22 protein-coding genes are annotated in these 24200 nt (G+C 62.4%); 9 read left to right on the top strand and 13 right to left on the bottom strand.

The genetic code is table 11. The features are described from left to right. Positions 1 to 84: 84 nt before the first annotated feature. Positions 85 to 252 carry a hypothetical protein gene (locus M2360_RS18590; protein ID WP_280776748.1) on the bottom strand — a complete coding sequence of 56 codons (168 nt, stop codon included), beginning with the start codon at positions 250 to 252 and terminating at the stop codon, positions 85 to 87. A 152-nt stretch (positions 253 to 404) separates the two neighbouring features. Between M2360_RS18590 and M2360_RS18585 the strand changes: the two genes are divergently transcribed. Further along, on the top strand, positions 405 to 1106 hold the full coding sequence (locus M2360_RS18585; RefSeq protein ID WP_280776747.1) for a glutathione S-transferase N-terminal domain-containing protein: 702 nt from the start codon (positions 405 to 407) through the stop codon (positions 1104 to 1106). 57 nt (positions 1107 to 1163) lie between these two features. Here M2360_RS18585 and M2360_RS18580 read toward each other — a convergent pair whose 3' ends face one another. Beyond that, a complete protein-coding gene (locus M2360_RS18580; RefSeq protein ID WP_280776746.1) occupies positions 1164 to 1499 on the bottom strand; it encodes a DUF2147 domain-containing protein in 336 nt (111 codons plus the stop codon). A gap of 448 nt (positions 1500 to 1947) precedes the next feature. Here M2360_RS18580 and M2360_RS18575 point away from each other — a divergent pair, with 448 nt between their 5' ends. Further along, positions 1948 to 2211 (top strand): sel1 repeat family protein, encoded by a 264-nt coding sequence (locus M2360_RS18575; RefSeq protein ID WP_280776745.1) that lies wholly within the window; start codon positions 1948 to 1950, stop codon positions 2209 to 2211. A gap of 119 nt (positions 2212 to 2330) precedes the next feature. On the opposite strand, the gene M2360_RS18570 is transcribed toward M2360_RS18575, so the two are convergent. The 10 genes from M2360_RS18570 to M2360_RS18525 form a co-directional block, all read right to left on the bottom strand. Next, complete coding sequence (locus M2360_RS18570; RefSeq protein WP_280776744.1) at positions 2331 to 3443, bottom strand: pyridoxal phosphate-dependent aminotransferase; 1113 nt, start codon at positions 3441 to 3443, stop codon at positions 2331 to 2333. 36 nt (positions 3444 to 3479) lie between these two features. Then, positions 3480 to 3872 (bottom strand): PilZ domain-containing protein, encoded by a 393-nt coding sequence (locus M2360_RS18565; protein WP_280776743.1) that lies wholly within the window; start codon positions 3870 to 3872, stop codon positions 3480 to 3482. 207 nt (positions 3873 to 4079) lie between these two features. Then, positions 4080 to 4451 carry a hypothetical protein gene (locus M2360_RS18560; protein WP_280776742.1) on the bottom strand — a complete coding sequence of 124 codons (372 nt, stop codon included), beginning with the start codon at positions 4449 to 4451 and terminating at the stop codon, positions 4080 to 4082. A gap of 151 nt (positions 4452 to 4602) precedes the next feature. Next, positions 4603 to 5004 (bottom strand): type II toxin-antitoxin system VapC family toxin, encoded by a 402-nt coding sequence (locus M2360_RS18555; protein ID WP_280776741.1) that lies wholly within the window; start codon positions 5002 to 5004, stop codon positions 4603 to 4605. Further along, positions 5004 to 5240 carry a type II toxin-antitoxin system prevent-host-death family antitoxin gene (locus M2360_RS18550; RefSeq protein WP_280776740.1) on the bottom strand — a complete coding sequence of 79 codons (237 nt, stop codon included), beginning with the start codon at positions 5238 to 5240 and terminating at the stop codon, positions 5004 to 5006. Before M2360_RS18550 ends, M2360_RS18555 begins: the two co-directional genes overlap by 1 nt. 49 nt (positions 5241 to 5289) lie before the next feature. Next, complete coding sequence (gene iolB / locus M2360_RS18545) at positions 5290 to 6087, bottom strand: 5-deoxy-glucuronate isomerase (protein WP_280776739.1); 798 nt, start codon at positions 6085 to 6087, stop codon at positions 5290 to 5292. Positions 6088 to 6123: 36 nt separating this feature from the next. Next, the gene (gene iolE / locus M2360_RS18540) at positions 6124 to 7041 is read right to left on the bottom strand and encodes a myo-inosose-2 dehydratase (protein ID WP_280776738.1); all 918 of its coding nucleotides are present in this window, start codon (positions 7039 to 7041) and stop codon (positions 6124 to 6126) included. 91 nt (positions 7042 to 7132) lie between these two features. Next, positions 7133 to 8980 carry a 3D-(3,5/4)-trihydroxycyclohexane-1,2-dione acylhydrolase (decyclizing) gene (gene iolD, locus M2360_RS18535; RefSeq protein ID WP_280776737.1) on the bottom strand — a complete coding sequence of 616 codons (1848 nt, stop codon included), beginning with the start codon at positions 8978 to 8980 and terminating at the stop codon, positions 7133 to 7135. 79 nt (positions 8981 to 9059) lie between these two features. Further along, on the bottom strand, positions 9060 to 10976 hold the full coding sequence (gene iolC, locus M2360_RS18530) for a 5-dehydro-2-deoxygluconokinase (protein ID WP_280776736.1): 1917 nt from the start codon (positions 10974 to 10976) through the stop codon (positions 9060 to 9062). Positions 10977 to 11051: 75 nt separating this feature from the next. Then, positions 11052 to 11921 (bottom strand): MurR/RpiR family transcriptional regulator, encoded by an 870-nt coding sequence (locus tag M2360_RS18525; protein ID WP_280776735.1) that lies wholly within the window; start codon positions 11919 to 11921, stop codon positions 11052 to 11054. Positions 11922 to 12088: 167 nt separating this feature from the next. Between M2360_RS18525 and M2360_RS18520 the strand changes: the two genes are divergently transcribed. Further along, positions 12089 to 15532 carry a caspase family protein gene (locus M2360_RS18520; RefSeq protein ID WP_280776734.1) on the top strand — a complete coding sequence of 1148 codons (3444 nt, stop codon included), beginning with the start codon at positions 12089 to 12091 and terminating at the stop codon, positions 15530 to 15532. Between the two features lie 84 nt (positions 15533 to 15616). Here the strand turns inward: M2360_RS18520 and M2360_RS18515 are convergent, their stop codons facing one another. Beyond that, complete coding sequence (locus M2360_RS18515) at positions 15617 to 16612, bottom strand: calcium-binding protein (RefSeq protein WP_280776733.1); 996 nt, start codon at positions 16610 to 16612, stop codon at positions 15617 to 15619. Between the two features lie 322 nt (positions 16613 to 16934). Here M2360_RS18515 and M2360_RS18510 point away from each other — a divergent pair, with 322 nt between their 5' ends. The 6 genes from M2360_RS18510 to M2360_RS18485 all read left to right on the top strand — a co-directional run bounded on the left by M2360_RS18510 (position 16935) and on the right by M2360_RS18485 (position 24133). After that, positions 16935 to 17438, top strand: a complete 504-nt coding sequence (locus M2360_RS18510) for an MgtC/SapB family protein (RefSeq protein WP_280776872.1) — start codon at positions 16935 to 16937, stop codon at positions 17436 to 17438. 65 nt (positions 17439 to 17503) lie between these two features. Then, the gene (locus M2360_RS18505) at positions 17504 to 17788 is read left to right on the top strand and encodes a DUF1778 domain-containing protein (RefSeq protein WP_280776732.1); all 285 of its coding nucleotides are present in this window, start codon (positions 17504 to 17506) and stop codon (positions 17786 to 17788) included. Next, a complete protein-coding gene (locus M2360_RS18500; protein ID WP_280776731.1) occupies positions 17785 to 18288 on the top strand; it encodes a GNAT family N-acetyltransferase in 504 nt (167 codons plus the stop codon). Before M2360_RS18505 ends, M2360_RS18500 begins: the two co-directional genes overlap by 4 nt. A 142-nt stretch (positions 18289 to 18430) precedes the next feature. Then, complete coding sequence (locus M2360_RS18495; RefSeq protein ID WP_280776730.1) at positions 18431 to 19354, top strand: hypothetical protein; 924 nt, start codon at positions 18431 to 18433, stop codon at positions 19352 to 19354. Then, on the top strand, positions 19239 to 20801 hold the full coding sequence (locus M2360_RS18490) for a DNA polymerase Y family protein (RefSeq protein ID WP_280776871.1): 1563 nt from the start codon (positions 19239 to 19241) through the stop codon (positions 20799 to 20801). The genes M2360_RS18495 and M2360_RS18490 overlap by 116 nt, the downstream gene beginning before the upstream one ends. Next, positions 20801 to 24133, top strand: coding sequence for an error-prone DNA polymerase (locus M2360_RS18485; RefSeq protein WP_280776729.1), 3333 nt, complete (start codon positions 20801 to 20803; stop codon positions 24131 to 24133). The genes M2360_RS18490 and M2360_RS18485 overlap by 1 nt, the downstream gene beginning before the upstream one ends. Positions 24134 to 24200 lie beyond the last annotated feature (67 nt).

The raw sequence follows: 24200 nt of genomic DNA, 5'->3' as shown, positions 1-24200 counted from the left end.
GTGACAGTTGAACAGTCCCGAAGGGCGCATTCCCGCGAAATTTTCGCGCTGCGCCGCAGCAGGATCGGCGCCGCGCGCTGGCGATCACTGAATGCCGCAGCTGATGTTCATGGGGTTGCTGCAGGCATGACGATCGAACTGGGCGAAATGCGGCGCGCGCGAATGATTTTCAACGGCGACCTGCAACCCCACGGCAAACACCGCGGCCCCGAGGCAGATGATCGCGAAGCGGCGCATCATGATCGCATTCATGTCAGGCTTTTCCCCATGGCGGTTTCGATGGACACATGTCTAATCAGATGTGACTGAACCGGCGCTGACCTCGGTATTCATTTTCGGTTCAGAGTGGTTGCCGGTCGTTAACCCAGGCACTACCTTCCGTCAGCTACAGCAAGGAGACGCCCATGTCCGCGCCCATCGACCTTTACTACTGGCCCACCCCCAACGGTTGGAAGATCACCATCATGCTGGAGGAGCTCGAAACGCCCTACCAGATCAAATACATCAATATTTCCAAGGGCGAGCAGTTCGAACCGTCCTTCCTGGCCATCGCGCCCAACAATCGCATGCCGGCGATCGTCGATCCCGATGGTCCGGGCGGCGCGCCGATCTCGGTGTTCGAGTCCGGCGCCATCCTGCAATATCTCGGCCGGAAGTTCGGTAAGTTCTATCCCGCCGATGAACGCGCCCGCGTTGAGGTCGAGCAATGGCTGTTCTGGCAGATGGGCGGGCTCGGCCCCATGGCCGGTCAGGCGCATCATTTCCGCAATTACGCGCCCGAAAAGATCCAATACGGCATCGACCGCTACACCAATGAGGTCAACCGGCTCTATGGCGTGATGAACAAGCGTCTCGCCGACCGCGATTACCTCGCCGGCGACTATTCGATCGCCGACATGGCCTGTATCGGCTGGGTGATCCCGCACAAGAACCAGGGCCAGGATCTCGATGACTTTCCGAATCTGAAGGCATGGTTCGAGCGCCTGCATCAGCGCCCGGCCGTCCTGAAGGGGATCGCGGTCGGCAAGGAAGAGCGGGAGCGCCAGGCCAATCTCGCCGACGATAAGGAAGCCCAGAAGGTTCTGTTCGGCCAGCGCGCCCGCTGACCATGAAAAAGGCGGCTCCCAGATGGGGCCGCCTTCCATCGTTCGGGCGTTGCTCGATCAGAGCCTGGTCCAGGTCTGCGACTTGCAGAACACGCCCATCACGCAGCCCTTCAGTTTCATCGACGCGCCCGACACGGTTGCATAGCCGGAATAGGTCTTGTCGTCGGCGGGATCGGTGATCTCGCCTTCATATTCGCCGCCAGCGCCCGACATTTTGCCGATCCGTTTGCCGGAATATTTTCCCGACTTCAGCGTCACGCAATAAGCGCCGCCGCATTTGGCGATCGCGGCCGTCTCGCCGCTCTTGGTTTTCCAGTTGCCTTCGATCGGTTCGGCGCAAAACGCCACACCCGCCGAAGCGACGATGAAAAAAGCCGTCAAAATCTTGCGCATCTCGTCCTCCCAGGCTGCGAAGCCGTCCCATGGGCCTCGTGATTGAAATTCGTAACGTCGATTTTGCCGCAAGGAAACAGGAATCTGAGCATCGATCGTATCGCTGCCAGGCCGGCGATCGTTTTGCATGGTTACGGGTCGATTAAAACCACAGGCTGAAATTTTCGTAAAGTTTTCCGCATTCGCCGAGAAGGGCAGGCGGTTGGATACTTAAAGAAAACATAAGTTTACCAGCTGTTCGGATTTCGTTTGCTGCAAATTAAGGATGCATTTTAGGCGAATTTTCAAGGCCGTCCGGCATAGTAGAGCCATAACAAGGACGGCAGTAAACGCCGCCGAAAAACGGAAAGCGCCGAGCAATCGGAAAGAATAGGCAAGCGCGGTCCGGCCTTCATGCAAGGCAAAACAGGGTGAAAAGAAAACAACGTCACGAACAGGGACAAAGACAATGGCGCGTTATGAAATGAACATCTCGAATTCGGCCATGGGCGGCGAGAGCCAGGCTGACATCTTCTGCGACATGGGCCTGATGTACGCCACGGGCCAGGGCTGCGATATCGATCTGGTGTCCGCCCACAAATGGCTCAACATCGCCGCGATCAAGGGCTCCGAACGCGCCGCCATGCTGCGCGCCGAACTCACCCCAACCATGACCAAGATGGAACTGGCCCGCGCTCTTCGCGCCGCCCGCGAATGGATGACGATGCACTGATCGTTATCCGTATGCCGCTCATTACAAAAGACGTGAAGACTAAGACTGCGGTCCACGCAGCAGGATTTTGAAGCCGCGATCGCTCACTCAGCGCCGCGGCTTTTTCTTTGCCTTTCTTATCAGCCGATTTTCTTGAGCACTTTCGGCAGCGCCTGTTCAAAGAGATCGAGATCGGCATCAGGTCCGACGCTGACGCGGATGCAACGGTTGAGCGGGGCGACACCGGGCATGCGGATGAACACGCCTTCTTCCATCAAACCATCGACAATAGCGCGGGCATAGGCGCCGTCGCTCAGGCAGTCGATCGCAACGAAATTGGTCGCGGAGGGCAGGGGAGAAAGCCCATTGGCCCGGGCGATCGCGCCGATCCGCGCTCTTGCCCCGGCGATCTTCGCCAGCGTTTCGGCGAGATAGTCCCGATCCGCGAGCGCGGCGATCGCGCCTGACACGCCAACCCTGTTCATGCCGAAGTGATTGCGGATCTTGTCGAAGGCTTGCGCCGTGCCGCGCGCGGCGATGACATAGCCGATGCGGGCGCCTGCCAATCCATAGGCTTTGGAAAATGTGCGCGTGCGGATCACGTTCTGACGGTCGAGCAGGGCGTTGTTGGCCGGCATCACGCCGTCGGGCGCGGTTTCGCCATAGGCCTCGTCGAGGATCAGCAGCGTCTGCTCGGGAATGGCGCGGGCGAAGGCGAGGACGGCCTCGGCATCGTGCCAGCTGCCCATGGGATTGTCGGGATTGGCGAAATAGACCAGCGACGCTTTCTCGCGCTTCACCGCCTCGAGAAGACCGTCGAGATCCTCCTTGTCGTCTTTGTAGGGCGCCGTGACCAACCGGCCGCCATAACCGTTCACATGATAGTTGAAGGTCGGATAGCCGCCGAGCGAGGTGACGACGGGCATGCCCTTTTCGATGGTCATCCGCACGATCTCGCCGAGCAGCCCGTCAATGCCTTCTCCGACATTGATCTCGTGACGGTCCACCCCGAGATGGTTGGCGAGTGCGTCGCGCAGCGCGAAGTTTTCGGGGTCCGAATATTTCCAGCTTTCTTCGATCGCCGCCGCCATCGCCGCCTTGACGCGCGGCGAGGGCCCAAATCCGTTTTCATTGGCGCCGATCCGCGCCTTGACGAGGAGATTTCGGTTTCGTTCGATCGCCTCCGGCCCCACAAATGGAATGGAGGCCGGAAGGTCGCGAACAAGCGGCGTGAAATGTTCGAAGGTCGACATGCGTTTAGGGTTCCCGATTCAGTCTCGGGAGGCACCCTATTGAAAACGGACGCGTCCGGGAAGATTGTCGCCGGCCATGAAGTCGCCGCGCACGATCTTCGACAGCAGGCCTTCCGGCAGGAGCTTGATGAAGCGCACGCCGACGCGTCCGTCGAGCCGATGGATTTCGGCGCAACCAATGCGGACCGCCAGTCCGGCGAATGAGAGATAGTAATGATCGGGAAGGCCGATCGTCGTGAACATCTGCAGGCAAGCGCCGCCGCGTGAAATGTCCACCACCTGACAGGATCGCGGGGATAGCCCCGCCAGTCCGGGAAGGACCGAATAGACCACGCCGGGTCTGTTGACGACAAACCGTTCGAATTTCTTAGCTTCCAGGCCCTGCTCTACATGAACAGTGCTGATCGTCGCTTCTGCGCCTACAGCCATGGACACACTCCTTGTTTCCATGACCCACAATCCCCTTCAAATGTTTAATCCGCCTCAAGGGGGGTATTAGAATTTTAACGATTCCAGCTTTTGGCGATGGCTGCTGTACGGTTTCGGGAGCGTTGGGCGAAAATGCAACGAATTTACGTCGTCCAGAACGACAAAGGGCCGCACGAGGCGGCCCAGCGAAAAGCATGTCGGAATCGCTCAGATTGCTTCGAGTTCTTCGAGCGAGGCTGCCCCGACGAGCGTCTGCAGATAGCCGGCGTCGAGGAACATGTTGAACTTGATCATCATGCGATCTTTTTCGCGGCGCACCAACGTCGAGCCGATTTCCTCCGACGATCCCATGATCACCAGGAAGAAGTTGCGCGGCAGGTCGATATAGGGGCTGAAATTCAAAAGCGCGCCGCCGCAGGAGATGCTCTCGATCAAGGTGTTGTATTTCTTCTTGATCTGCAGATGCGGCGCTACGGGAATAATGGTGCCCGGCCGGTCGATCTTATGCATCTTGAAGCTGCGCTTCGGATTCTGGATCATCAGCACATCATTGAAATTCTTGAATTCCCGGAGCTGCATGGTCATCCTCCTTTCTGGTTGAAGACGACACTAGCACCGGCAGGTTGACCGAGGTTCAAACGGATCGCTACAATTTTACCGAAACGCGTGATTTTCAAGACAACTGGGCCATTGCGGGACAGGTTCCAAGTCCATGATGGTTGACAAGACTTTACCACACCCGCCCCGGCCAGGCTGGCCGCCCAGAAAGTCCGTCGAATGCGCTGTCGGCGGACAGGATGGGCAGTCCCATCTCCAGCGCCGTCGCGGCGAGCATGCGATCGAACGGGTCGCGGTGATCCCAATCGAGCAGACCGGCGCTTCGAGCAATGCTGGGATTGAGGTCAATAATCCGTCCGCCCTGATTGACGGCAAGCTCCGAGAGACGGTCGGTGAACGGCTCCATCTCAGGCCATTTTCCGATTCGAACTTTCTGGCAGATTTCGTAGACGGAAATCGCGCTGACATAAATAATATCAGCGTCCAGAATAATAGCTGCGATATTGCCCGGTAACCGCCGATCCAGATTGATGGTCCATGCCCACACATGGGTATCCAGCAGGTAAGACGCCATCAACCGCCTTCCCAGAGCCTCAACTCTTCTTCGCTCATTGGCTCAAGAAAGTCCGGCGCGTCGCCTTTGAGCTGATCTTTGAGAATGCCCAGCTGGAACTTCCGCTTCTTCGGCCAAGGCACGATCGTCGCGACCGGCCTGTCGCCGTCCGCGATGGTCACATCCTGTCCCGTCTCTGCCGCCTCTTCGATGAGGCGGGCGAGGTCGGTCTGCGCCTGTTCGATCGTCACCTTCATGTCCGGTCTCCTTGCCCATAAAGATGAGCCAAGGAGGCGGAATGTCAAGTCAGGTGGCGAGCAGCCATTCATGCTCCTTGGCGTTGTGGAGTTTCCACACCCGCTTCGGACCCGCCATGACGTTGAGATAATAGAGGTCATAGCCGTGGATGGTGGCGCAGGGGTGATACCCTTTCGGCACCAGCGTCACATCGCCATTTTCCACCGCCATGGCTTCGTCAAGCGAGCGGTCGTCGGTATAGACGCGCTGGAAAGCGAAGCCCTGGGGCGGGTTGAGGCGGTGGTAATAGGTTTCCTCGAGAAAGCTCTCGTTTGGCAGGTCGTCCTGGTCGTGCTTGTGCGACGGATAGGACGAGGTGTTGCCCGAGGGCGTGATCACTTCCACCACCAGAAGCGAGGCGGCTGCACCGTCGTCCTCCGGCATGATATTGGTGACATGGCGGACATTGGAGCCCTTGCCTCGGGTGAATTGCGAATGCACGCCCGGGGCGATGAGTTTGGTCTTGAACCCTTCGCCGCCCGGCGCCGTGCAGACGGCAAGCTCGAGATCGGTGGTGGCCGTCACTGACCAGGAGGAGTCCTTCTGCACATAAAGCGCATGCGGCGCGCCGTCGAATACGCTCATGCGTTCGCCGATCTCGCCGAACTCTTCGCCCGAGGCGGACGCCTTGCCCTTGCCGGTCAACCAGACGAGGCAGGCCTCGCGGTCGCCGGTTTGCTCTGTGACGGTTTCGCCCGCCTTCAGCCGGTAGACCGAAAAGCCGACATAGGTCCAGCCCGCGCTTTCGGGCGTCACATCATGGATGAGGCCGTGGCTTGCCTTGGGTTTCACCAGCAGTTTAGGCATGGTCATAACTCCTGTCTGTCAGATCGGGCGAGGGGCTCAGCCTTTTGGAAAGCCTTCGGTTTCCACCGTATAGCCGGCCGCCGTCATCACGCGCATCAGTTCCGCATGACCAATCTCGGCCATTTTCTGCGGCGGCGCGTTCTTCGGATCCTGCTCGGCTTCGACCACGAACCAGCCCTCATAGCCATAATCGGCAAAGCGCTGGACGATCGCACCGAAATCGAGCGAGCCGTCGCCCGGCACGGTGAAGGCGCCGAGCGCCACCGCGTCAAGAAAGGACTGCTTCGAACGGTCAAGGCTGTCGACGACAGAGCGGCGGATATCCTTCACATGCACATGGGTGATGCGGGCATGGTGATGGTCGATGGCGCGCAGCACGTCGCCGCCGGCAAAGGCCAGATGGCCGGCGTCGAGCAGCAGCGGAATGCCTTCGCCCGAATTCTTCATGAAGGCGTCGAGTTCCGGCTCCGTCTCGACCACGGCCGCCATATGGTGATGGTAGGACAGAGGCATACCCTGTTCCGCGCACCATTCGCCGAATTCGGTCACCTTGCGGGCATAGACCTTCATCTCGTCATCAGATAGGCGCGGCTTGGTCGCCAGCGGCTTGGAGCGGTCGCCTTGGATCGACAGGCCGACTTCGCCATAGACGATGCAAGGCGCGTTGACGGCCTTGAATAGCTCGATCATCGGCGCGATGCGGTCCTTGTTCGCCGAGAGATCCTCGATGGTCAGCGTGCCGGAAAACCAGCCGCCGCACAGCGTGACGTCCGCGGCGCGCAGGATCGGCAGCATGACATCGGGATCATCCGGGAAACGGCGGCCCTTTTCCATGCCGGTGAAGCCGGCGGTGCGCGACTGGCGCAGGCATTCCTCAAGCGACACGTCGTCGCTGAGATCCGGAAGGTCGTCATTCCACCAGGCGATGGGCGACATGCCGAGTTTGGCTTTCATCATGGTCTCCTCAGAGTATCCAGGAAGTCTGGCTTCCGGGAAAACATTGACATGCAGCGAGGCGCTCATCGCGCCTCGTCAATTTATCCGGTCAGCCGATCTGCTGGGCGGCGAGCGCCTTGACATAGGCCTCATGCGCTGCGTTGACGCTTTCGCGCGGGCTGACTTCCGGCACGGCGACATCCCACCAGTGGCCGCCTTCCTGCGTGGTGATCAATGGATCGGTGTCGATCACGATCAGCGTGGTGCGGTCATTGGCCTTGGTCTGTTCAAGCGCCTGTTCAAGCTCGGCGATCGAGGCGACCTTCAGCGCAATGGCGCCCATGGCCTCGGCATGCTTGGCGAAATCGATCTCCGGCATCACCTCGTGATAGGAGTCCTTGAGCAGATTGTTGAAGTTCGCGCCGCCTGTGCCCATCTGCAGCCGGTTGATACAGCCATAGCCCCGGTTGTCGAGCAAAACGACGGTGATCTTCTTGCCGATCATCACCGAGGTCGCCAGTTCCTGGTTGAGCATCATATAGGAGCCGTCGCCGACCATGACCACGACATCGGCGTCGGGCCGCGCCATCTTCACGCCCAGACCGCCGGCGATCTCATAGCCCATGCAGGAGAAGCCATATTCCATATGGTAGCTGCCGGGGCTGGTGGCGGGCCACAGTTTGTGCAATTCGCCGGGCAGGCCGCCCGCAGCGCAGAGCAGCACCGAGTTGTCATTGGCGCGATTGCGCGCAACGGCGCCGATCACTTGGGCATCCGAGGGCAGGGCGTTGGTGGGCGCCATGGCCTTGTTCGCCGCCTGCATCCACTCTGCCTTCAGGCTTTCAGCCTTTGTCTTGACATCAGCCGGCGCAGACCAGCCGGAAAGTGCGGCGGTGATGGCTGTGAGCGCAACCTTGGCGTCGGCCACCAGCGGCAGCGCATTGTGCTTGGCGGCGTCGAAGCTGGCTGTGTTGATGCCAAGGAAACGCACGCCGTCACCCTTGAACAGCGCCCAGGAGCCGGTGGTGAAATCCTGCATGCGCGTGCCCACCGCAATCACCAGATCGGCGGCTTCGGCCAGCGCGTTGGAGGCGGACGTACCGGTCACGCCAACAGAGCCCATCGACAGAGGATGGCGCTCATCGATCGATGACTTGCCGGCCTGGGTGACGGTCACGGGAATGCCGGTCTTCTCGGCGAAAGCCTTGAGCTCTTCTGTGGCGCGCGAATAGAGCACGCCGCCGCCGGCGATGATCACCGGAGACCTGGCGGATTTGATCGCAGCGATGGCGGCGGCCAGTTCATCCGTGTCCGGCTGCGGCCGGCGGAAGCTCCAGACCTTCTCGGCAAAGAAGCTTTCGGGATAATCGAAGGCTTCAGCCTGCACATCCTGGCAGAGCGAGAGCGTCACCGGGCCGCAATCGACCGGATCGGTCAGCACCTGCATGGCGCGCTTCAGCGCCGGCATGATCTGTTCCGGGCGGGTAATCCGGTCGAAATAGCGCGACAGCGGGCGGAAGGCGTCATTGGCCGTCAGCGTGCCGTCGCCGAAATTCTCGATCTGCTGCAGCACAGGATCGGGCGCGCGATTGGCGAACACGTCGCCGGGCAGGAACAGAACCGGCAGGCGGTTGACATGGGCCACGCCGGCGGCGGTTACCATATTGAGCGCGCCGGGGCCGATCGAGGTGGTGCAGGCCATGAAGCGCTGGCGGAAGCTTGCCTTGGCATAGGCGACGGCGGCATGCGCCATGCCCTGTTCATTATGGGCTCGATAGGTCGGAAGCGCTTCGCGCACCTGGTAGAGCGCTTCGCCCATGCCCGCGACATTGCCATGGCCGAAAATCGCCCAGACGCCGCCGAAGATCGGCAGGGTCTCGCCGTCGATGACGGTCTTTTGCGCCTTCATGAAATGCACGAGGGCCTGCGCCATCGTCAGCCGGATCGTCTTGCCCATATCTTCCTCCCGCAGTCCTTGTCGTTCTATCGGTGTTAAGCCTCAAGCCCAAGCCATGTTGGCAATGTGCGACAACAGGTCAGAGCCCGCGCGTGCGCAGCCAGGCCTTGGTGAGTTCGCCAAAGCGCGCCGCCATATCGGCAATCGCCTCTTCGTCCGTCATGCGTCCGCCCAGCCACTGGTTGGCGGCATGGGCGAAAATGGTGCGGCCGACGGCAAAGCCCTTGACCATCGGGGCCACCCGCGTCGCTGCGAAAGCCTTTTCGAGATCGGCGGCCGGAGCCTCTAGGCCGAGCAGCACGATGCCCCGGCAATAGGCGTCATTTTCGGCAATCACCGCCTCGATATTCTTCCAGGCCGTCGCCGAATGCTGCGGCTCGAGCTTCCACCAGTCTGGGCGGATACCGAGCGCATAAAGCTCGGTCATGGCGCGGGAAATCGTCGTGTCGTCGAGCGGGCCATGCTTGCCGGCGATGATTTCCACCAGAAGCTCGCGGCCCACTTTGCGGGCGGCGTCATAGAGCGCGCGCAGCTTCTGCTGCTGCTCCTTCTTCAAAGCCTCGGGATCATCGGGATGATAGAAGCACAGGCATTTGATGCAATGGTCGACAGGCCATTCCACCAGCTGCGAGCCGATGTCTTGGGAGAATTCAAACCGCAGGGGACGCGAGCCCGGCAGTTCCACCGGCCGGCCGATCCAGGAGAAATCCTTCTTGGCGGCGTCGAAGAAAGCCTCGCGGCCGAAACGCTCGTCGATCAGCATGCCGTACCCTTCGCGGCCCTGGCTGACGCGCGCGGCGGCAGCGACGGCGAGGCGCTTGAAGGCGTTGATCTTGGCATGCGGCGCATTATGCTGGTCGGCAATGTCGGTGAGCTGCGAGCGATGGTCGATGGCGAGCGCCATCAAAAGCGGGATCTCCTTGCGCCGCGTCGTGGCCCAATGGATATGGCTGATATCTTCGTCCTTGCGCAGCGCCTTGAATTTTGAGCCGTTCTTGAGGAAATAGCTGAGTTCTTCCCAGGTGGGATATTCGGGCGCGCAGAGCAGGCGCGACACGGCGAAAGCGCCGCAGGCATTGGCCCAGGTGGCCGAGGTCTTGTGGCTCTCGCCCTTCAGCCAGCCGCGCAAGAAGCCCGACATGAAGGCGTCGCCGGCGCCGAGCACATTATAGACCTCGATCGGGAAACCCTGGCCGACAATGCCGTCTTCGAGATCGTCGCTGATCGGGCCATCATAGACTACGCAACCCATGGCGCCGCGCTTGAGCACGATGGTGGCGGGGCTGAGCGCGCGGATTGCTTTGAGCGAGGCGAGCACGCTGTCGGCGCCCGAGGCGATCATGATTTCTTCTTCCGTGCCGACGATCAGGTCGCAATCCGGCAGCACCGATTTCATCAGCGATGACACGCGGTCGGATTTCACATAGCGCTCGAAACCTTCGGCATGGCCGGCAAGACCCCAGAGATTGGGGCGGTAGTCGATGTCGAAAATCACCTTGCCGCCATTGGCCTTGGCGATGCGGATCGCCTTGCGCTGCGCGGCCTCGGTGTTGGGCTTGGAGAAATGCGTGCCGGAGACGAGAACAGCGCGCGAGGAGGCGACGAAAGCTTCGTCGATATCGTCTTCGCAAAGCGCCATATCGGCGCAATCGGTGCGCACGAAGATCATCGGCGACACGCCTTCGGATTCCACCGACAGCAGCACCAGCGCCGTCAGCCGATCCTTGTCGGCCACGATGCCGTCGGTCGCCACGCCTTCGCGCTCAAGCTGTTCACGGATGAAGCGCCCCATCTGCTCGTCGCCGACCCGGGTGATCAGCGCCGATTTCAGCCCGAGACGGGCGGAGCCGACGGAAATATTGGTCGGGCAGCCGCCGACCGATTTGGCGAAGGAGGCGATATCCTCCAGCCGCGAGCCGGATTGCTGGCCGTAGAGATCGACGGAAGACCGCCCAATGGTGATCACGTCCAACGTCTTGGCATCCGTAGCAGCCATGTCTCTCTCCCGCTTCCATGGTCCAATTTCGCTGCATTTGAAACAACGATTTCAAATGAAAGTCAAATGGAATTTCTATTCCGTTTTGGAATATCCATCCCTTTCGCGTTCCATCCGCCGCCTCTTCTCCGCCACCGCCACCGGCAGCGCCATGGCCAGCGCCATCGAGGCAGACAGCGAGCGAAAACCGGCGAAATCCGATTCCACCACTTCAAACCAGCAGGCGGAAAAGGCCGCCAGCGGAGAAAACACCGAGTCGGTGACGGAAATGATGGGGGTCCCGCGCTCGGCGAACGATTGCGCTTGGGCGATCGTATCGGCGGCATAGGGCGAGAAACTCACGGCGAACGCCGCGTCGCGCGGTCCGGCGAAACGCGCCATCTCGGCCTCGACGCCATTGGGCGTGGCGACCATCACATAGCGGATGCCGAGCTTGCCGAAGGCATAGGCCATATGCGCAGTGAGCGGATAGGAGCGGCGTTTGGCGATGAGATAGATGGTTTCGGCCCGCGCCAGTATGTCGGTGGCCAGCGCCAGCCGGTCGGGTTCGACGCTTGCGGCAAAACGGTTGATCGATTGACTTGCGGCGTTGAGAAAGCCGCCCAGCACTTCGGCTTCGGCCACCTGGGCATTGTTCTGCTCGAGAATGTTGAGCCGCTCCTCATAGGACAGCGTCTTTTCCTTGAGCCGCTCGCGAAAGATCCGCTGCAGATCGGAGAAGCCGCCATAGCCGAGATGATGGGCGAGCCGCACCAGCGTCGAGGGCTGCACGATGGCTGCGGCTGCAATGCTCGCGGCCGTGCCGAAGGCGATCTCGTCGGGATTGGCAAGGCAATAGGCGGCGATCTGCGCAAGCCGCTTGGGCATGTCGCCCTTGCGCTCGATCATCACATTGCGCAGCGCTTCGAAATCCCGTGGGGGCGGAGCCTTGCCTGCCTCGTCCATACATCATCCTGTCGTTTCACCAAATGCGAATAATGGAATGAATATTCTGTTTCAGCGATGGCGTCGATGACGGCTGCCGCGAAATGAAGAGAAAAAACCAAACTTGGTGCATTGAAAGCGGGCCGCTCATTCGTAATAGTCCCGGCGGCGGTTGCAAGGGGACGAAAATGGCGGGGTTTCGGGCGAGGGGCTGGTGGTTTTACGGGCTGTGTCTGGCCGTCTTTCTGATTGCGACAGAAGGACCGGCGGAAGCCGCCCGGCGCGTCGCGCTTCTGATCGGCAACCAGAATTATGAGCAGACGACGCCGCTGCGCAATCCCGCCAATGACGTCGAGCTGATGCGCAACACGCTGACAGAAGCCGGTTTCGACGATGTCATGGTGGTCAAGGACGTTGATCTCGCCGCCATGCGCAAGGCGCTCAGGACTTTCGAGAACAAGGCTGAAGGGGCTGAGGTCGCAGTCCTCTATTATTCCGGCCACGGCATGGAGATGAACGGCGAGAACTATCTCATCCCCATCGACGCCGTGCTCGCCTCCGACAAGGATGTCGAAGATGAGGCGCTGTCGCTGTCGCGCGCCGAACGCTCGCTCAACGGCGCGACGCGGCTGAAGCTGATGATCCTCGACGCCTGCCGCAACAATCCCTTTCTTGAGACGATGACGCGCTCGGTCGGTTCGCGTGCTGTGTCGCGCGGTCTTGCCCGCGTCGAGCCGCAAAGCGTCGACACGCTGGTCGCCTACGCCTCGCGCGCCGGCACCGTGGCGCTGGATGGCGCGGGCGGCAACAGTCCGTTCGCCGAAGCCCTGGCGCGCTACATCACCCAGCCCGGCGTCGATATTCGCATTGCGCTTGGCCAGGTGCGTGACGCGGTGATGAAAGCCACCGATCGCCAGCAGGAGCCCTTCGTTTATGGCTCGCTCGGCGGCGCGCAGATCTTCCTGTCGATCAAACAGATCGACATCACCATCAATACCGGTCCGGTTCAGGACACGGAGAGCATCGAGACGGCCTCGGCCGCCGCCGACTGGCAGAACATCAAGGATCTCGCCGACAAGGAATTGCTGGAGGCCTTCATCTCCAAGCATGGCGGCGATCCCGTCTATCGCATGCTGGCGGAGAAGAAGATCAAGCAATTGCAGGCGACCCAGGCCAAGACCGAGGCCGCCGCCGATCAGATCGCCTGGGAGGCGCTGAAAGGATCGACCGATCCCGCAGCGCTCAAGCGCTTTGTCGAACGCTATCCTCAAAGCCCGTTCCGGCGCGAGGCGGAAGCCGCGCTTGCCGCGCTCTCACCGTCTGCGGTTGCCTCGGCTGCCGACACGCTGTCGGCGTCGGAGCGTGATTGCCAATTGCTGGCCGGCGAGTTGCAGGGCGTCAGCGGTTTTGCCGGCGTCTATCTCGACCGCATCGACGCCAAGCGGGCGCTGACGGCCTGCGCTCAAGCCGTCAATGAAAAACCGTCGTCAGGCCTTTATATCAATCTGCTCGGCCGCGCTTATGAAGCCGACAAGAATTTCGTCGAAGCGGCGAAGCGTTATCGCGAGGCGGCCGATCTCGGCGACATGTTCGGCCTCGCCAATCTCGGCTGGCTCGAGATCAACGGCTCCGTCGCCGACGCCGATCCGGCCAAGGGCCTCGAAGCCTTCGAGACCGCTGCCCGCGCCGGCAATCATTTCGCCCAGGCCTCGCTCGGCCAAGTCTATCGCGACGGGATTGCCGGGCAGGCGCAGGATTACGCCAAATCCTTCGACTGGTATCGCCAGGCGGCCGACAAGGGCAACGCCTATGCGCTTGGCAATCTCGGCTGGTTCTATCGCGAAGGCGTGACGGTGTCGCAGGATTACGCTCGTTCTGTCGATTACTACCGGCGTGGCGCGGAAGCAGGCGACATGGCCTCGATCGCCGCCCTGGGTTACGCGGCGCAAAACGGTATCGGCATGGCTCGCGATGATGAGGAAGCGCGCTTATGGTATGAGAAGGGCGCCAATGCCGGCGACGCCTATTCCATGGCCTCGCTCGGTTTTCTCTATGACACCGGCGCCGGCGTGAAGCAGGATTATGTCGAGGCGCGCTACTGGTATGAAAAGGCCGCCAATGAAGGCAGCGCCTATGCCATGGGGAATCTCGCCCGTCTCTATGACCAGGGGCTTGGCACGGCGGTGGATCCCGACGAGGCGGTGCGCTGGGCGATCGCCGCCGTCTCGCGCGGCGACAGCGCCAAGATCGGCGAACTCAAGACCTCGCCCGACAGTTTTTCTCCGCTGTTCCGAAAAGGCTTTCAGGAGGCCTTGAAAGAGCAGGGCGTGTTCACGGGCGCAGCGGACGGCGAGTTCGGCGAAGACACGTTGAAGGCGATCGATGACCTCGCCGCCGGCAAAACCGCAGCGGACACACAGGAGGCTGCGAGCGAAGAGACCAAGCAAGACGTGAGCCCCAACGCCAGCGAGCAGCAGAACAGCGCAACGGGCAAGCTCGGCAATCTGATGCAGAGCGCGCGTGCGGAAACCGACGCCGAGGCCTCAGGCGACCCATCGGCCGAGGCTGCGTCTCTCTCCGCCAAATGTTATGACCTTGCGGGAGAGCCGGGATCCAAGCCGAATTTCGGCGGCGTCGACTTGGCCGAAATCGATGTCGACGCCGCGACCGACGCCTGCAGCCGCGCCGTCGCCACGTCGCCCGACGATTCCATGCTGCTCAACATGCTTGGTCGCGCCCATGACGCGGGCGAGGATTACGCCGCCGCCCGTGAGGCCTATGACAAGGCCGCCGGCATGGGCAACGCCTTCGCCGCCGTCAACCGCGCCGAATTGTCTATTTTGGGCAAGGGGGAGGATCAGGACGTCGACAAGGGACTGGAGATGTTGAAGGCCGCCGCCGCCGAAGGCAATTCCGCCGCCCAGGCCTCGCTCGGCTGGCTCTATCGCGAGGGCTATGGCTCGGTGGCGCAGAACTACCGAACCGCTGTCGAATGGTACCGTAAAGCCGCCGCGCAGGACAATCCCGACGCGCTCTCCGCCATGGGCTGGCTTTATCGCGAAGGATTGGGTGTGGCGCGCAACGAGAAGGAATCGCTGCGCGCCTATCGCCGCGCCGCCGAACTGGGCGAAATCAATGCGATCGGTTCGCTCGGTTATGCGCTTCAGAATGGCGTCGGAACCGACGCCGATATCGCGGAAGCCAAGCGCTGGTACGAAGCCGGCGCCGAGCGTGGCGACGCCTATTGCATGGGTTCGCTCGCCTGGCTTTATGAAGCGGGCGAGGGCGTCGAACAGGATTATAAGCTTGCGGCTGAGTGGTATGAAAAGGCCGCCGAGGCCGGCAGCTCCTACGCCCAGGGCAATCTCTCGCGTCTCTACGACCAGGGTCTCGGCGTCGACAAGGACGCTGACCGGGCGGTCGAACTCGCCGTCGCCAGTATTTCGGCGGGCGAAGCGGATTTCATTCGCGACGTGAAGGCCGGCGCCACTGATTTTTCCGTCGATTTTCGGCGCGGCCTGCAGAAAGAGCTGAAGTCGCGCGGGCTTTATTCCGGTCCCGTCGACGGCGTGTTCGGCGGCACGACTGCGCGGGCGGTGGACAAATTGGCGGCCAGCGCACCGGAGCAGTGACGTTTTCCTAGAGTCTTTCGACACGAAAACGCCCGCCGATGTGGCGGGCGTCTCTTGTTGGCGATGGCGCCAAGTCGACTGAGGTCAGAGAATGAAGTCGCTGGCGCGCAGCGACGCCATGTTTTCGACTTCGATCGAGAAATCGGCGCGGCCATCGCCATTGACGTCGCCGCGGATGATGCCGCCGGAATAACGCAACTCGCCGGCCGTGTCGGAGAAGGCGGAATTGCCGATGAAATCAAAGGCGTTGTCCGCACTGCTGGACTTGACGGCGTCGATATCTGCGAGGTCGATCTGGTCCTCCTGCGAGCGGCTGAAATCGGTGATCACGTCGCGGCTGGAGCTGTTGGGGCTTTCGGACGTCGACTGGAAGATGAAAAAGTCCGAGCCGTCATTGCCTGTCAGCCGGTCGAGGCCCTTGCCGCCATAGAGATCGTCATTGCCCGAGCCGCCATAGAGCTTGTCATTGCCGTCAAGACCCTTGAGGATGTCGTCGCCATTCTGGCCCCACAGGTTGTTGACGCCGGAATCGCCGATCAGCGTGTCCTTGTAATTGGTGCCCTTGGCGTTTTCGATCGAATACAGAACCTCTTCCGTGCCGTCGCCCGAGGTGGCGTATTCCTGGGAAAGGTCGACCAGGATGCCGGCGCCGGCCAGATCGGGATCATCGTTCTGGCGGGAATAGTCGACCGTATCGGTTCCCGAGCCGCCGGAAATCAGATTGTAGAAGCCGATCGAATAGAAAGTGTCGTTGCCGGTCTCGCCATAATAGTCGGAACGCCAGGTCGAAATCCTGAAAGTGTCGGCGCCATTGCCGCCCCAGACGCGGTCATAAAGGTCGCTGTCGCTCGAAAAGCCAATGCCGACATAAGTGTCGTTTCCATCGCCGAGGTCAACGTCATTGCCCCATTCGATGGTGCTGTGGACATAATCGTTGCCGGCGCCGGCTTCGACATCGGTGTTGTTGGCCTTCAGGTGGATGCTGTCATTGCCTGCATATGTGTAGATCGCGTCATAGGGACGATTGGCGCTCTGGCTGACGTCGTCGCGACCGTTGTCGCCGTAATAAATATAGGCCATATTTCTGTCCTTCCTTGTAATCCCGTCTCCGTTTCCATGCTGGAAGCGTGAGAAATTTCATCTGGAGATCCGGATTTCTCCCTTTATCCCCGTATGAGGGTTTTGTAATGGCGCCGGACTGAACCGCCTCTGAAAAGCGTGTTAATCCGGCGTTCATCTTGGCGAGGCCCTGCCGTCGCCTATAAGTCACGGTGGCGGTGGTTGTTCCATCGAGCTTGCGATGGTCCCCCACGAGCACCAATAGGCGACACGGAACGGTTTGAAGGCGAATTTGGACCTGGGCGTGACGGAACGAAATCCGTTTTCGGGTTTTTTATGGGCCATGGACCAGATCGTCGCCGACATGTTTCCGCCCACCCAGATCGCCTATCCGGTGATCTTCGCCCGTTTTCTCGGCGCCATCGTCTTTGGCGCGGTGATCGGGTTGGAGCGCGAGCGTAAGGAGCGGCCGGCCGGCTTGAAGACCCATATCATGGTGTCTCTCGCCGCCTCGCTCTTCGCCATCATCTCCATCGAAAGCGTGCATATGCCTGGCCTCGACCAGGAGGCGGTGCGCATCGATCCCTTGCGCGTGGTCGAGGCGGTGACCGCCGGCGTCGCCTTTCTCGCCGCCGGCACGATCGTGCTCAGCAAGGGCGAGGTGAAGGGGCTGACGACCGGCGCCAGCCTCTGGCTCTCGGGCGCCATCGGGCTCGCGCTCGGCTTCGGCCATTGGATGATCGGCCTGTTTGTCACTCTCGCCGCCTTCTTCGTGCTCTATGTCATTGGCCGGCTGGAGCATGGCCATCGGCAGATTGAGGCCGAAGGCGGGGACGGGCGATCGTAACGAGACCCGCGTCTTGATGTGTCCGGCAAAACGCCGTACACTCTGAGTCAACTGAAAGGTGCGCCATGACCTCTTCCACCAAACGCGCCCGACGCATCGAAGCCCGGCTTCATCCCGATACATTGACGTTGGTGAAACGGGCAGCTGAAATTCAAGGCCGCTCCCTCAGCGATTTCGTTGTTGCCGCAGCCGAGACGGCGGCCATGCGCGTCATCGAAGACCAGCATCTTCTCGTGTTGGCCGTGGAAGACCAGATGCGTTTCGCCGAACTGCTGATCAATCCTCCCGAACCGTCTGCAACGCTTGATCGGGCGCGGGCGGCGCATGAGCGTCTGATCGTCTCCTCATGACAGAGCCGCGCTTCTCCATCGAGGCGCTGGCGCTATCGGAGGAGAGAGCGTCCTTCTCATGCGGCGTTGAGGTTCTCGACCGCTATTTTCGCTCTTATGTCACGCAGGACATAAAACGCCGGGTCACGGCTTGCTTCGTCGCCAAAGATCTGGCGGAGGGGCGCACCGCAGGTTTTTACACGCTCGCCGCCTCCAGCGTGCCGCTTCCCGATTTGCCTGACCATCTTGCGAGAAAATTGCCACGCTATCCTCTGGTTCCCGTAGCAAGGATCGGCAGGCTGGCCGTCGACCTACACTATCGTGGCCAGCAATTGGGCGCGGCCTTGCTCTGGGACGCGATCATGCGGGCAAGCCGTTCGGAACTGATGGTCTATGGTCTGGTGGTTGACGCCAAGGATGAACGGGCGGAAGCCTTTTATCGTCATTTCGGCTTTGCGAGCCTGCCCACGCTTCGGCGCTGTCTGGTTCTGCCTTTGGCGCGATCCATTCCAACGGTCTGACCGGTCTTGATCGTTTCTTCCAAATATCAATTTAGTCTAGGAAAATAATCTCTCCTTGTCTGAAGCCTAGGACCGTTGACTCTCGTCCCATTTTCTGGATTCAATAGGAACATAACAAGAACAAAAACGAGGATGCAACGCCATGGCGGAGCCGGCTTTGGCGCGCGAGGACCTGTGCGCCCTGCGAAGCGAGATCGAACGACTGGAAAGCGCCGATGTCTCGACTCTGGGACGGATGGCGCGCGGCCAGGCTTGGGATCGGGCGGCCACAGCCGCCGTTCACGAGAGAGTGGAAACCGGTGCCGAACCCTTCGACACAGCGCTCGGCGGCGGGCTGGCGCGGGCGGCGCTGCATGAGATCCGCACCGAGGCGACCGCCGACAATGGCGCGGCCAGCGGCTTTGCGCTGGCGCTGTCGCGGCTGGCGCTGGGGCGCGGGCCGGGCCTCATTCTCTGGATCGCCGATCCCATGGGCGCGCGCGAAAGCGGAAGGCTCTATGCGCCCGGCCTTATGTCGCATGGCCTGCCGTCCGCAGGCCTGCTGCATGCCGCGCCGCGCAAGCTCAAGGATGCGCTGATGGTGGCCGAAGCCGCGCTCACCGTCTCCTCCTTCGCCGCCGTCGTCTTCGAAGTCTATGGCAATCCCGCCCGCTTCGGCCTCACCGAAAGCCGCCGCATCAGCCTGCGCGCCAAGGCGCACAAAAAGCCGGTCTTCCTGCTGCGCGAGCGGGGCGGGGAGGAGGCCTCCAGCGCCGAAAGCCGGCTGCTCGTGCGCCCCGCGCCGTCTTCGCCTGTGCGCATGCCCAGTGGCCGGACCTATGAGGCCGGGCTCGGCCGGCCCGTTTTCCATGTGACGCTCGAAAAGAGCCGCAATCCCCTGTCGCCCGACTTTTACCTGGAGTGGAACGCCGATGACTGTCTCTTTCGCGCAATCGAGCCCGGCCGGATCGCTGTTCGGCCCGCAGACCGGCCAGCGGATCCTGGCGCTCTGGTTTCCCTGCCTGGCGACCGATCGGCTCGCCCGGATCAGATGGGGCAGGTTGTGGCGTTCTCACGGGCGTCCTGAGCATCCGCCCGTCGTCTGCGCAGCGCTGCAGCGCAACGCCGTGCGACTGACGGCGGTGGATGAAGAGGCGCGCCTGATGGGGCTGAAGCCCGGCCAGGGCGCGGCCGAGGCGCGCGCTATGATCCCCGATCTCGACGTGGTTGAGGCCGATCCCGCCGCCGACCGCGCGCTGATCGAGGCGGTGGCCGACTGGTGCGACCGCTATACGCCGCTGGTGGCGCTGGACGGCGCCGATGGCCTGTTTCTCGACATCACCGGCTCGTCGCATCTGTTCGGCGGCGAAAAAGCGCTGCTCGACGATCTGCTGTCGCGGCTCTTCCATATGGGCTTCGAGGCGCGGGCGGCGATCTCGTCAGCGCCCGGCCTGTCCTCGGCGCTCTGCCGTTACAGCCGCCGCGACATCGTCATGCCTGAGGCCATGGAGGAGGCGCTGGCGCCCTTGCCGGTCAGGGCGCTGCGCCTGCCGGAGGAGACGGTGGCGCTGCTCATCAAGGCCGGGCTGAAACAGGCGACGGATCTCATCGGCCAGCCGCGCGCGCCGCTCGCCCGCCGTTTTGGTCCGCGGTTGCTGCTCAGGCTCGATCAGGCGCTCGGGCTTGAGGAGGAGCCGATCTCGCCGCGCCGGCCGGTGGCGGCGCTGTCGGCGGAGCGGCGTCTCGCTGAGCCGATCGGCGACGAGGACGCCATTCTCGCTATGCTCCGCCATCTCGGCGACAGTCTCAAAAGCCTGTTCGAAGCGCGCGGCGAGGGCGGCAAGCTATTCGAATTGCTGCTGTTTCGCGTCGATGGTCGCGTCTTCCCCATCCGCGCCGGCGCGGCCCTGCCCATTCGCGACCCCGCCCGCATCGCCGCCCTGTTTCGCGCCCGGCTGGCTGCCGCCCAGGACGATCTCGACGCCGGCTATGGCTTCGAGACACTGCGGCTCAATGTGCTGACGTCTGCGCCGTTTGATCAGGCGCAGCCGGATTTCGACGGCCGTGGCCGCACGGATGACAGTCTCACGGAGTTTATCGACCAGATGGCCGCCCGCTTCGGCCCCGATCTCATCACGCGGCCCGCGCTGTTTGAAAGCCATATGCCCGAACGCGCCGGCCGCTTCATGCCGGCGCTCGCTGTGGAGGAGAGGCCGGCCTCCGTCTGGCCCACTGATCGGCCCGCGCGTCCCCTGCGCATGCTGACCTATCCCGAGCCGGTGGAGACGACGGCGGAAGTGCCGGATGGGCCGCCGAAAACCTTCCGCTGGCGCAAGAGCTTCTTCCGCGTCGCCCGCGCCGAGGGGCCTGAACGCATCGCGCCGGAATGGTGGATCGACGGCGAGACCGCGCCGTCGCGCGATTATTTCCGCATCGAGGACGAGGCGGGCCGCCGCTACTGGCTTTATCGCGAGGGCCTCTATGAGCGCGACAATCACGATCCGCGCTGGTTCATCCAGGGAGTCTTCGCCTGATGATCCGCTTCTGCGAACTCGGCCTTCGCAGCAATTTTTCCTTTCTGGAAGGGGCTTCCCATCCGGAGGAAATCGCCGTAGCCGCCTCCCGGCTGGGCCTGTCGGGCATCGGCTTGGCCGACCGCAACACGGTGGCGGGCGTGGTGCGGCTGCATCTCGCGGCCAGGGAGGCGAGCCTGCCCTATCACCCCGGCGCGCGCCTGTCCTTCGCCGACGCCACCCCCGACATTCTCGCCTATCCGCGCGATCGCCGCGCCTGGGGCAGGCTTTGCCGGTTGCTGAGCCTCGGCAACCAGCGCGGCGGCAAGGCCAATTGCCTGCTGCACGAGGCCGATCTCCTCGACTGGGGCGAGGGGATGATGCTCGCGGTCATGCCGGGCCTCACCGATTTCGAGCGCCTGCCGGATCTGCTCGCCCGCCTGCGCGAGGCTTTCGCCGATCATGTCCATCTCGGGCTGACGCCGCGTTACGACGGCTTCGACCGCCGCCATCACCATGCGCTCGCCGATATCGCCCGCCAGACCGGCGCGAAACTCCTGGCCACCAATGACGCGCTGATGCATGAGGCGGACCGGCGGTCGCTCGCCGATGTCGTCACCGCCATTCGCGAGCATGTCACGGTGCAGGCCGCCGGCTTCCGGCTCGCCGCCCATGCCGAGCGCCATCTGAAATCGCCGGCTGAAATCGCCCGGCTGCTGCGCCGCCATCCCGAAGCGATCGCCAACGCCAACGCCTTTTTCGACGCGCTCACGTTTTCGCTCGACGAGTTGAAATATCAATATCCCGACGAGGCCGTGCCGGGCGAGACGCCCGAAGAGACGCTGCGGCGGCTGGCCTATGAGGGCGCCGCCCAGCGCTATCCGGATGGCGTGTCCGACAAGGTGCGCGGCCAGATCGAATATGAGCTGAAGCTGATCCGTGAACTCGAATATGAGCCTTATTTTCTCACCGTCTGGGACATTGTCCGTTTCGCCCGCTCGCAAGGCATTCTCTGCCAGGGGCGGGGATCTGCGGCCAATTCCACCGTCTGCTTCTGCATCGGCATCACCGAGGTCGACCCGGCGCTGACCGATCTTCTGTTCGAGCGCTTCATTTCGCCCGAACGACGCGAGCCGCCCGATATCGATGTCGATTTCGAGCATGAGCGGCGCGAGGAGGTGATCCAGTATATCTACGGCAAATATGGCCGCGACCATGCCGGCATCGCCGCCACCGTCACCAGCTATCGCGCCCGCTCCGCCGGCCGCGAGACGGCCAAGGCGTTTGGCCTGTCGGAAGACCAGCAATCAGCGCTGTCGGGCGCGGTCTGGGGCTGGTCGTCATCAGCGCTTGACGAGCGCGAGGCGCGCGCCGCCGGCCTCGACACATCTGATCCGACCACCCGCCGCGTGCTGGATTACGCCTCGGTGCTGATGGGCTTTCCTCGCCATCTCTCCCAGCATGTCGGCGGCTTCGTCATCACCCGCGACCGGCTGGACGAGGTGGTCCCCGTCACCCCCACCGCCATGGAGGGCCGTTCGCAGGTGGAGTGGGACAAGGACGATCTCGATGCGCTGGGAATCCTCAAGATCGACATTCTCGCTCTGGGCATGCTCACCTGCATCGCCAAGGCCTTCGGCCTGATCAAGCGCCATTACCAGGGGGAGCTGACGCTCGCTTCGATCCCCAAGGAGCGCTACGAGGTCTATGACATGATCTGCCGCGCCGATACGCTCGGCGTGTTCCAGATCGAGAGCCGGGCGCAGATGAGCATGCTGCCGAGGCTGCGCCCGCAAACCTTCTACGATCTCGTCATCGAAGTGGCGATCGTCCGGCCCGGCCCGATCCAGGGCGATATGGTCCATCCCTATCTGCGCCGCCGTCAGGGCAAGGAGCCGGTCGCCTATCCCAGCAAGGAGTTGGAAGACGTGCTCGGCCGCACGCTCGGCGTGCCGCTGTTTCAGGAACAGGCGATGAAGATCGCCATTGTCGCCGCCGGCTTCACCCCGTCCGAAGCCGACAAGCTCCGCCGCGCCATGGCCACCTTCCGCCGCGTCGGCACCATCCACACATTCCAGAAGAAGATGGTCGAGGGCATGGTCGCGCGCGGCTATCAGGCCGATTTCGCCGAGCGCTGCTTCAAGCAGATCGAGGGTTTTGGCGAATATGGCTTTCCCGAAAGCCATGCTGCGTCCTTCGCGCTCCTGGTCTACGCCTCCTGCTGGCTGAAGGCGCGGCATCCGGATGTGTTTTGCGCCGCCATCCTCAATTCCCAGCCGATGGGCTTTTATGCGCCGGCGCAGCTGGTGCGCGACGCCCGCGAACATGGGGTGGAGGTGCGCGAGCCCGATGTGAACCATTCCGGCTGGGCGAGCGATCTCGAGCCGCAGGCCTTCGATCTCGCCCGCATCCATCCGCGCCACCGCTCCATGGCCGGCGTCATCCGCACGCGCTTCGCCGTCCGGCTCGGCTTTCACCAGGTCAAGGGGCTGGCGGAGGCCGATATGGTCAGGCTGGTCGAGCGGCGGGGCGAGGGTTATGCGTCGGTGCGCGATCTCTGGCTGCGCTCAGGCCTGAGCCGCGCCGTGATCGAAAGACTGGCGGATGCCGATTGCTTCCGCTCACTGGGGCTCGACCGCCGCGCCGCGCTCTGGGCCGTCCGCGCGCTGGATGAAAAGAGCGCGGCCGAACGCCTGCCGCTGTTCGAGAACAAGGGCGCCGATCTTCTCGAACACGAGCAGCCGGTGCGCCTGCCCAAAATGGCCGAGGGCGAGCATGTCATCCATGATTACCGCACCCAGTCGCTGTCGCTGAAGGCGCATCCCGTCTCCTTCCTGAGACAAGATTTCGAACGCCTCGGCCTGCTCAGATCCATGGATCTCGATCATGTCAGGAATGGCGTGCGCGTCGGCGTGGCGGGCCTGGTGCTGGTGCGACAGCGGCCGGGCTCGGCCAAAGGCGTGATCTTCATGACCATCGAGGACGAGACGGGCGTCGCCAACGCCATTGTCTGGCCAAAGGTATTCGAAGCCTACCGGCCTATCGTCATGGGCGCGCGGCTGGTGGCTGTGCGCGGCCGCCTGCAAAAGGCCGACGGCGTCATCCATGTCGTGGCCGAAAGCGTGGAAAACCTCACCGACCATCTCGCCAAGCTCTCGGACGACGGACGCCTGATCGAAAGCCTCGCCAATGCCGACGAGGTCCGCCGCCCCGTGCCCGAAAGCCGCACACGCGCCAAGCCGGGCGCCGCCGTGACCGCGCTGTTCAAGGAAATGCCGGAGCTGAAGGAGGATTTAAAGCGGCAGGCGGAACTGGCGCGCAAAGTGATGCCGTCGGGGCGGAATTTTCATTGAGGCGACAACGGCAGGCGCTTTCGCGCCTGCCGGTTTGGCGACAGCATCCGGGCAAGAGGACGCCGCC

This window comes from Rhizobium sp. SG_E_25_P2 (assembly GCF_029892285.1).
Lineage (GTDB): Bacteria > Pseudomonadota > Alphaproteobacteria > Rhizobiales > Rhizobiaceae > Rhizobium_E.
The sequence above is the reverse complement of the archived record's forward strand: the minus strand, read 5'-3'. Positions and strand labels throughout refer to the sequence as shown.

Bases quoted from the DNA above. Each gene is read 5' to 3' on its own strand.
- M2360_RS18555 (WP_280776741.1), bottom strand. From the start codon at position 5,004: ATGGCGTCTTACCTGCTGGATACCCATGTGTGGGCATGGACCATCAAT.
- M2360_RS18590 (WP_280776748.1), bottom strand. From the start codon at position 252: ATGAATGCGATCATGATGCGCCGCTTCGCGATCATCTGCCTCGGGGCC.
- M2360_RS18495 (WP_280776730.1), top strand. From the start codon at position 18,431: ATGGCGGAGCCGGCTTTGGCGCGCGAGGACCTGTGCGCCCTGCGAAGC.
- M2360_RS18565 (WP_280776743.1), bottom strand. From the start codon at position 3,872: ATGGCTGTAGGCGCAGAAGCGACGATCAGCACTGTTCATGTAGAGCAG.
- M2360_RS18560 (WP_280776742.1), bottom strand. From the start codon at position 4,451: ATGCAGCTCCGGGAATTCAAGAATTTCAATGATGTGCTGATGATCCAG.
- M2360_RS18485 (WP_280776729.1), top strand. From the start codon at position 20,801: ATGATCCGCTTCTGCGAACTCGGCCTTCGCAGCAATTTTTCCTTTCTG.
- M2360_RS18500 (WP_280776731.1), top strand. From the start codon at position 17,785: ATGACAGAGCCGCGCTTCTCCATCGAGGCGCTGGCGCTATCGGAGGAG.
- M2360_RS18570 (WP_280776744.1), bottom strand. From the start codon at position 3,443: ATGTCGACCTTCGAACATTTCACGCCGCTTGTTCGCGACCTTCCGGCC.
- M2360_RS18575 (WP_280776745.1), top strand. From the start codon at position 1,948: ATGGCGCGTTATGAAATGAACATCTCGAATTCGGCCATGGGCGGCGAG.
- M2360_RS18510 (WP_280776872.1), top strand. From the start codon at position 16,935: ATGGACCAGATCGTCGCCGACATGTTTCCGCCCACCCAGATCGCCTAT.
- M2360_RS18505 (WP_280776732.1), top strand. From the start codon at position 17,504: ATGACCTCTTCCACCAAACGCGCCCGACGCATCGAAGCCCGGCTTCAT.
- M2360_RS18520 (WP_280776734.1), top strand. From the start codon at position 12,089: ATGGCGGGGTTTCGGGCGAGGGGCTGGTGGTTTTACGGGCTGTGTCTG.
- iolB (WP_280776739.1), bottom strand. From the start codon at position 6,087: ATGCCTAAACTGCTGGTGAAACCCAAGGCAAGCCACGGCCTCATCCAT.
- M2360_RS18515 (WP_280776733.1), bottom strand. From the start codon at position 16,612: ATGGCCTATATTTATTACGGCGACAACGGTCGCGACGACGTCAGCCAG.
- M2360_RS18580 (WP_280776746.1), bottom strand. From the start codon at position 1,499: ATGCGCAAGATTTTGACGGCTTTTTTCATCGTCGCTTCGGCGGGTGTG.
- iolD (WP_280776737.1), bottom strand. From the start codon at position 8,980: ATGGGCAAGACGATCCGGCTGACGATGGCGCAGGCCCTCGTGCATTTC.
- iolE (WP_280776738.1), bottom strand. From the start codon at position 7,041: ATGAAAGCCAAACTCGGCATGTCGCCCATCGCCTGGTGGAATGACGAC.
- M2360_RS18550 (WP_280776740.1), bottom strand. From the start codon at position 5,240: ATGAAGGTGACGATCGAACAGGCGCAGACCGACCTCGCCCGCCTCATC.
- iolC (WP_280776736.1), bottom strand. From the start codon at position 10,976: ATGGCTGCTACGGATGCCAAGACGTTGGACGTGATCACCATTGGGCGG.
- M2360_RS18525 (WP_280776735.1), bottom strand. From the start codon at position 11,921: ATGGACGAGGCAGGCAAGGCTCCGCCCCCACGGGATTTCGAAGCGCTG.
- M2360_RS18585 (WP_280776747.1), top strand. From the start codon at position 405: ATGTCCGCGCCCATCGACCTTTACTACTGGCCCACCCCCAACGGTTGG.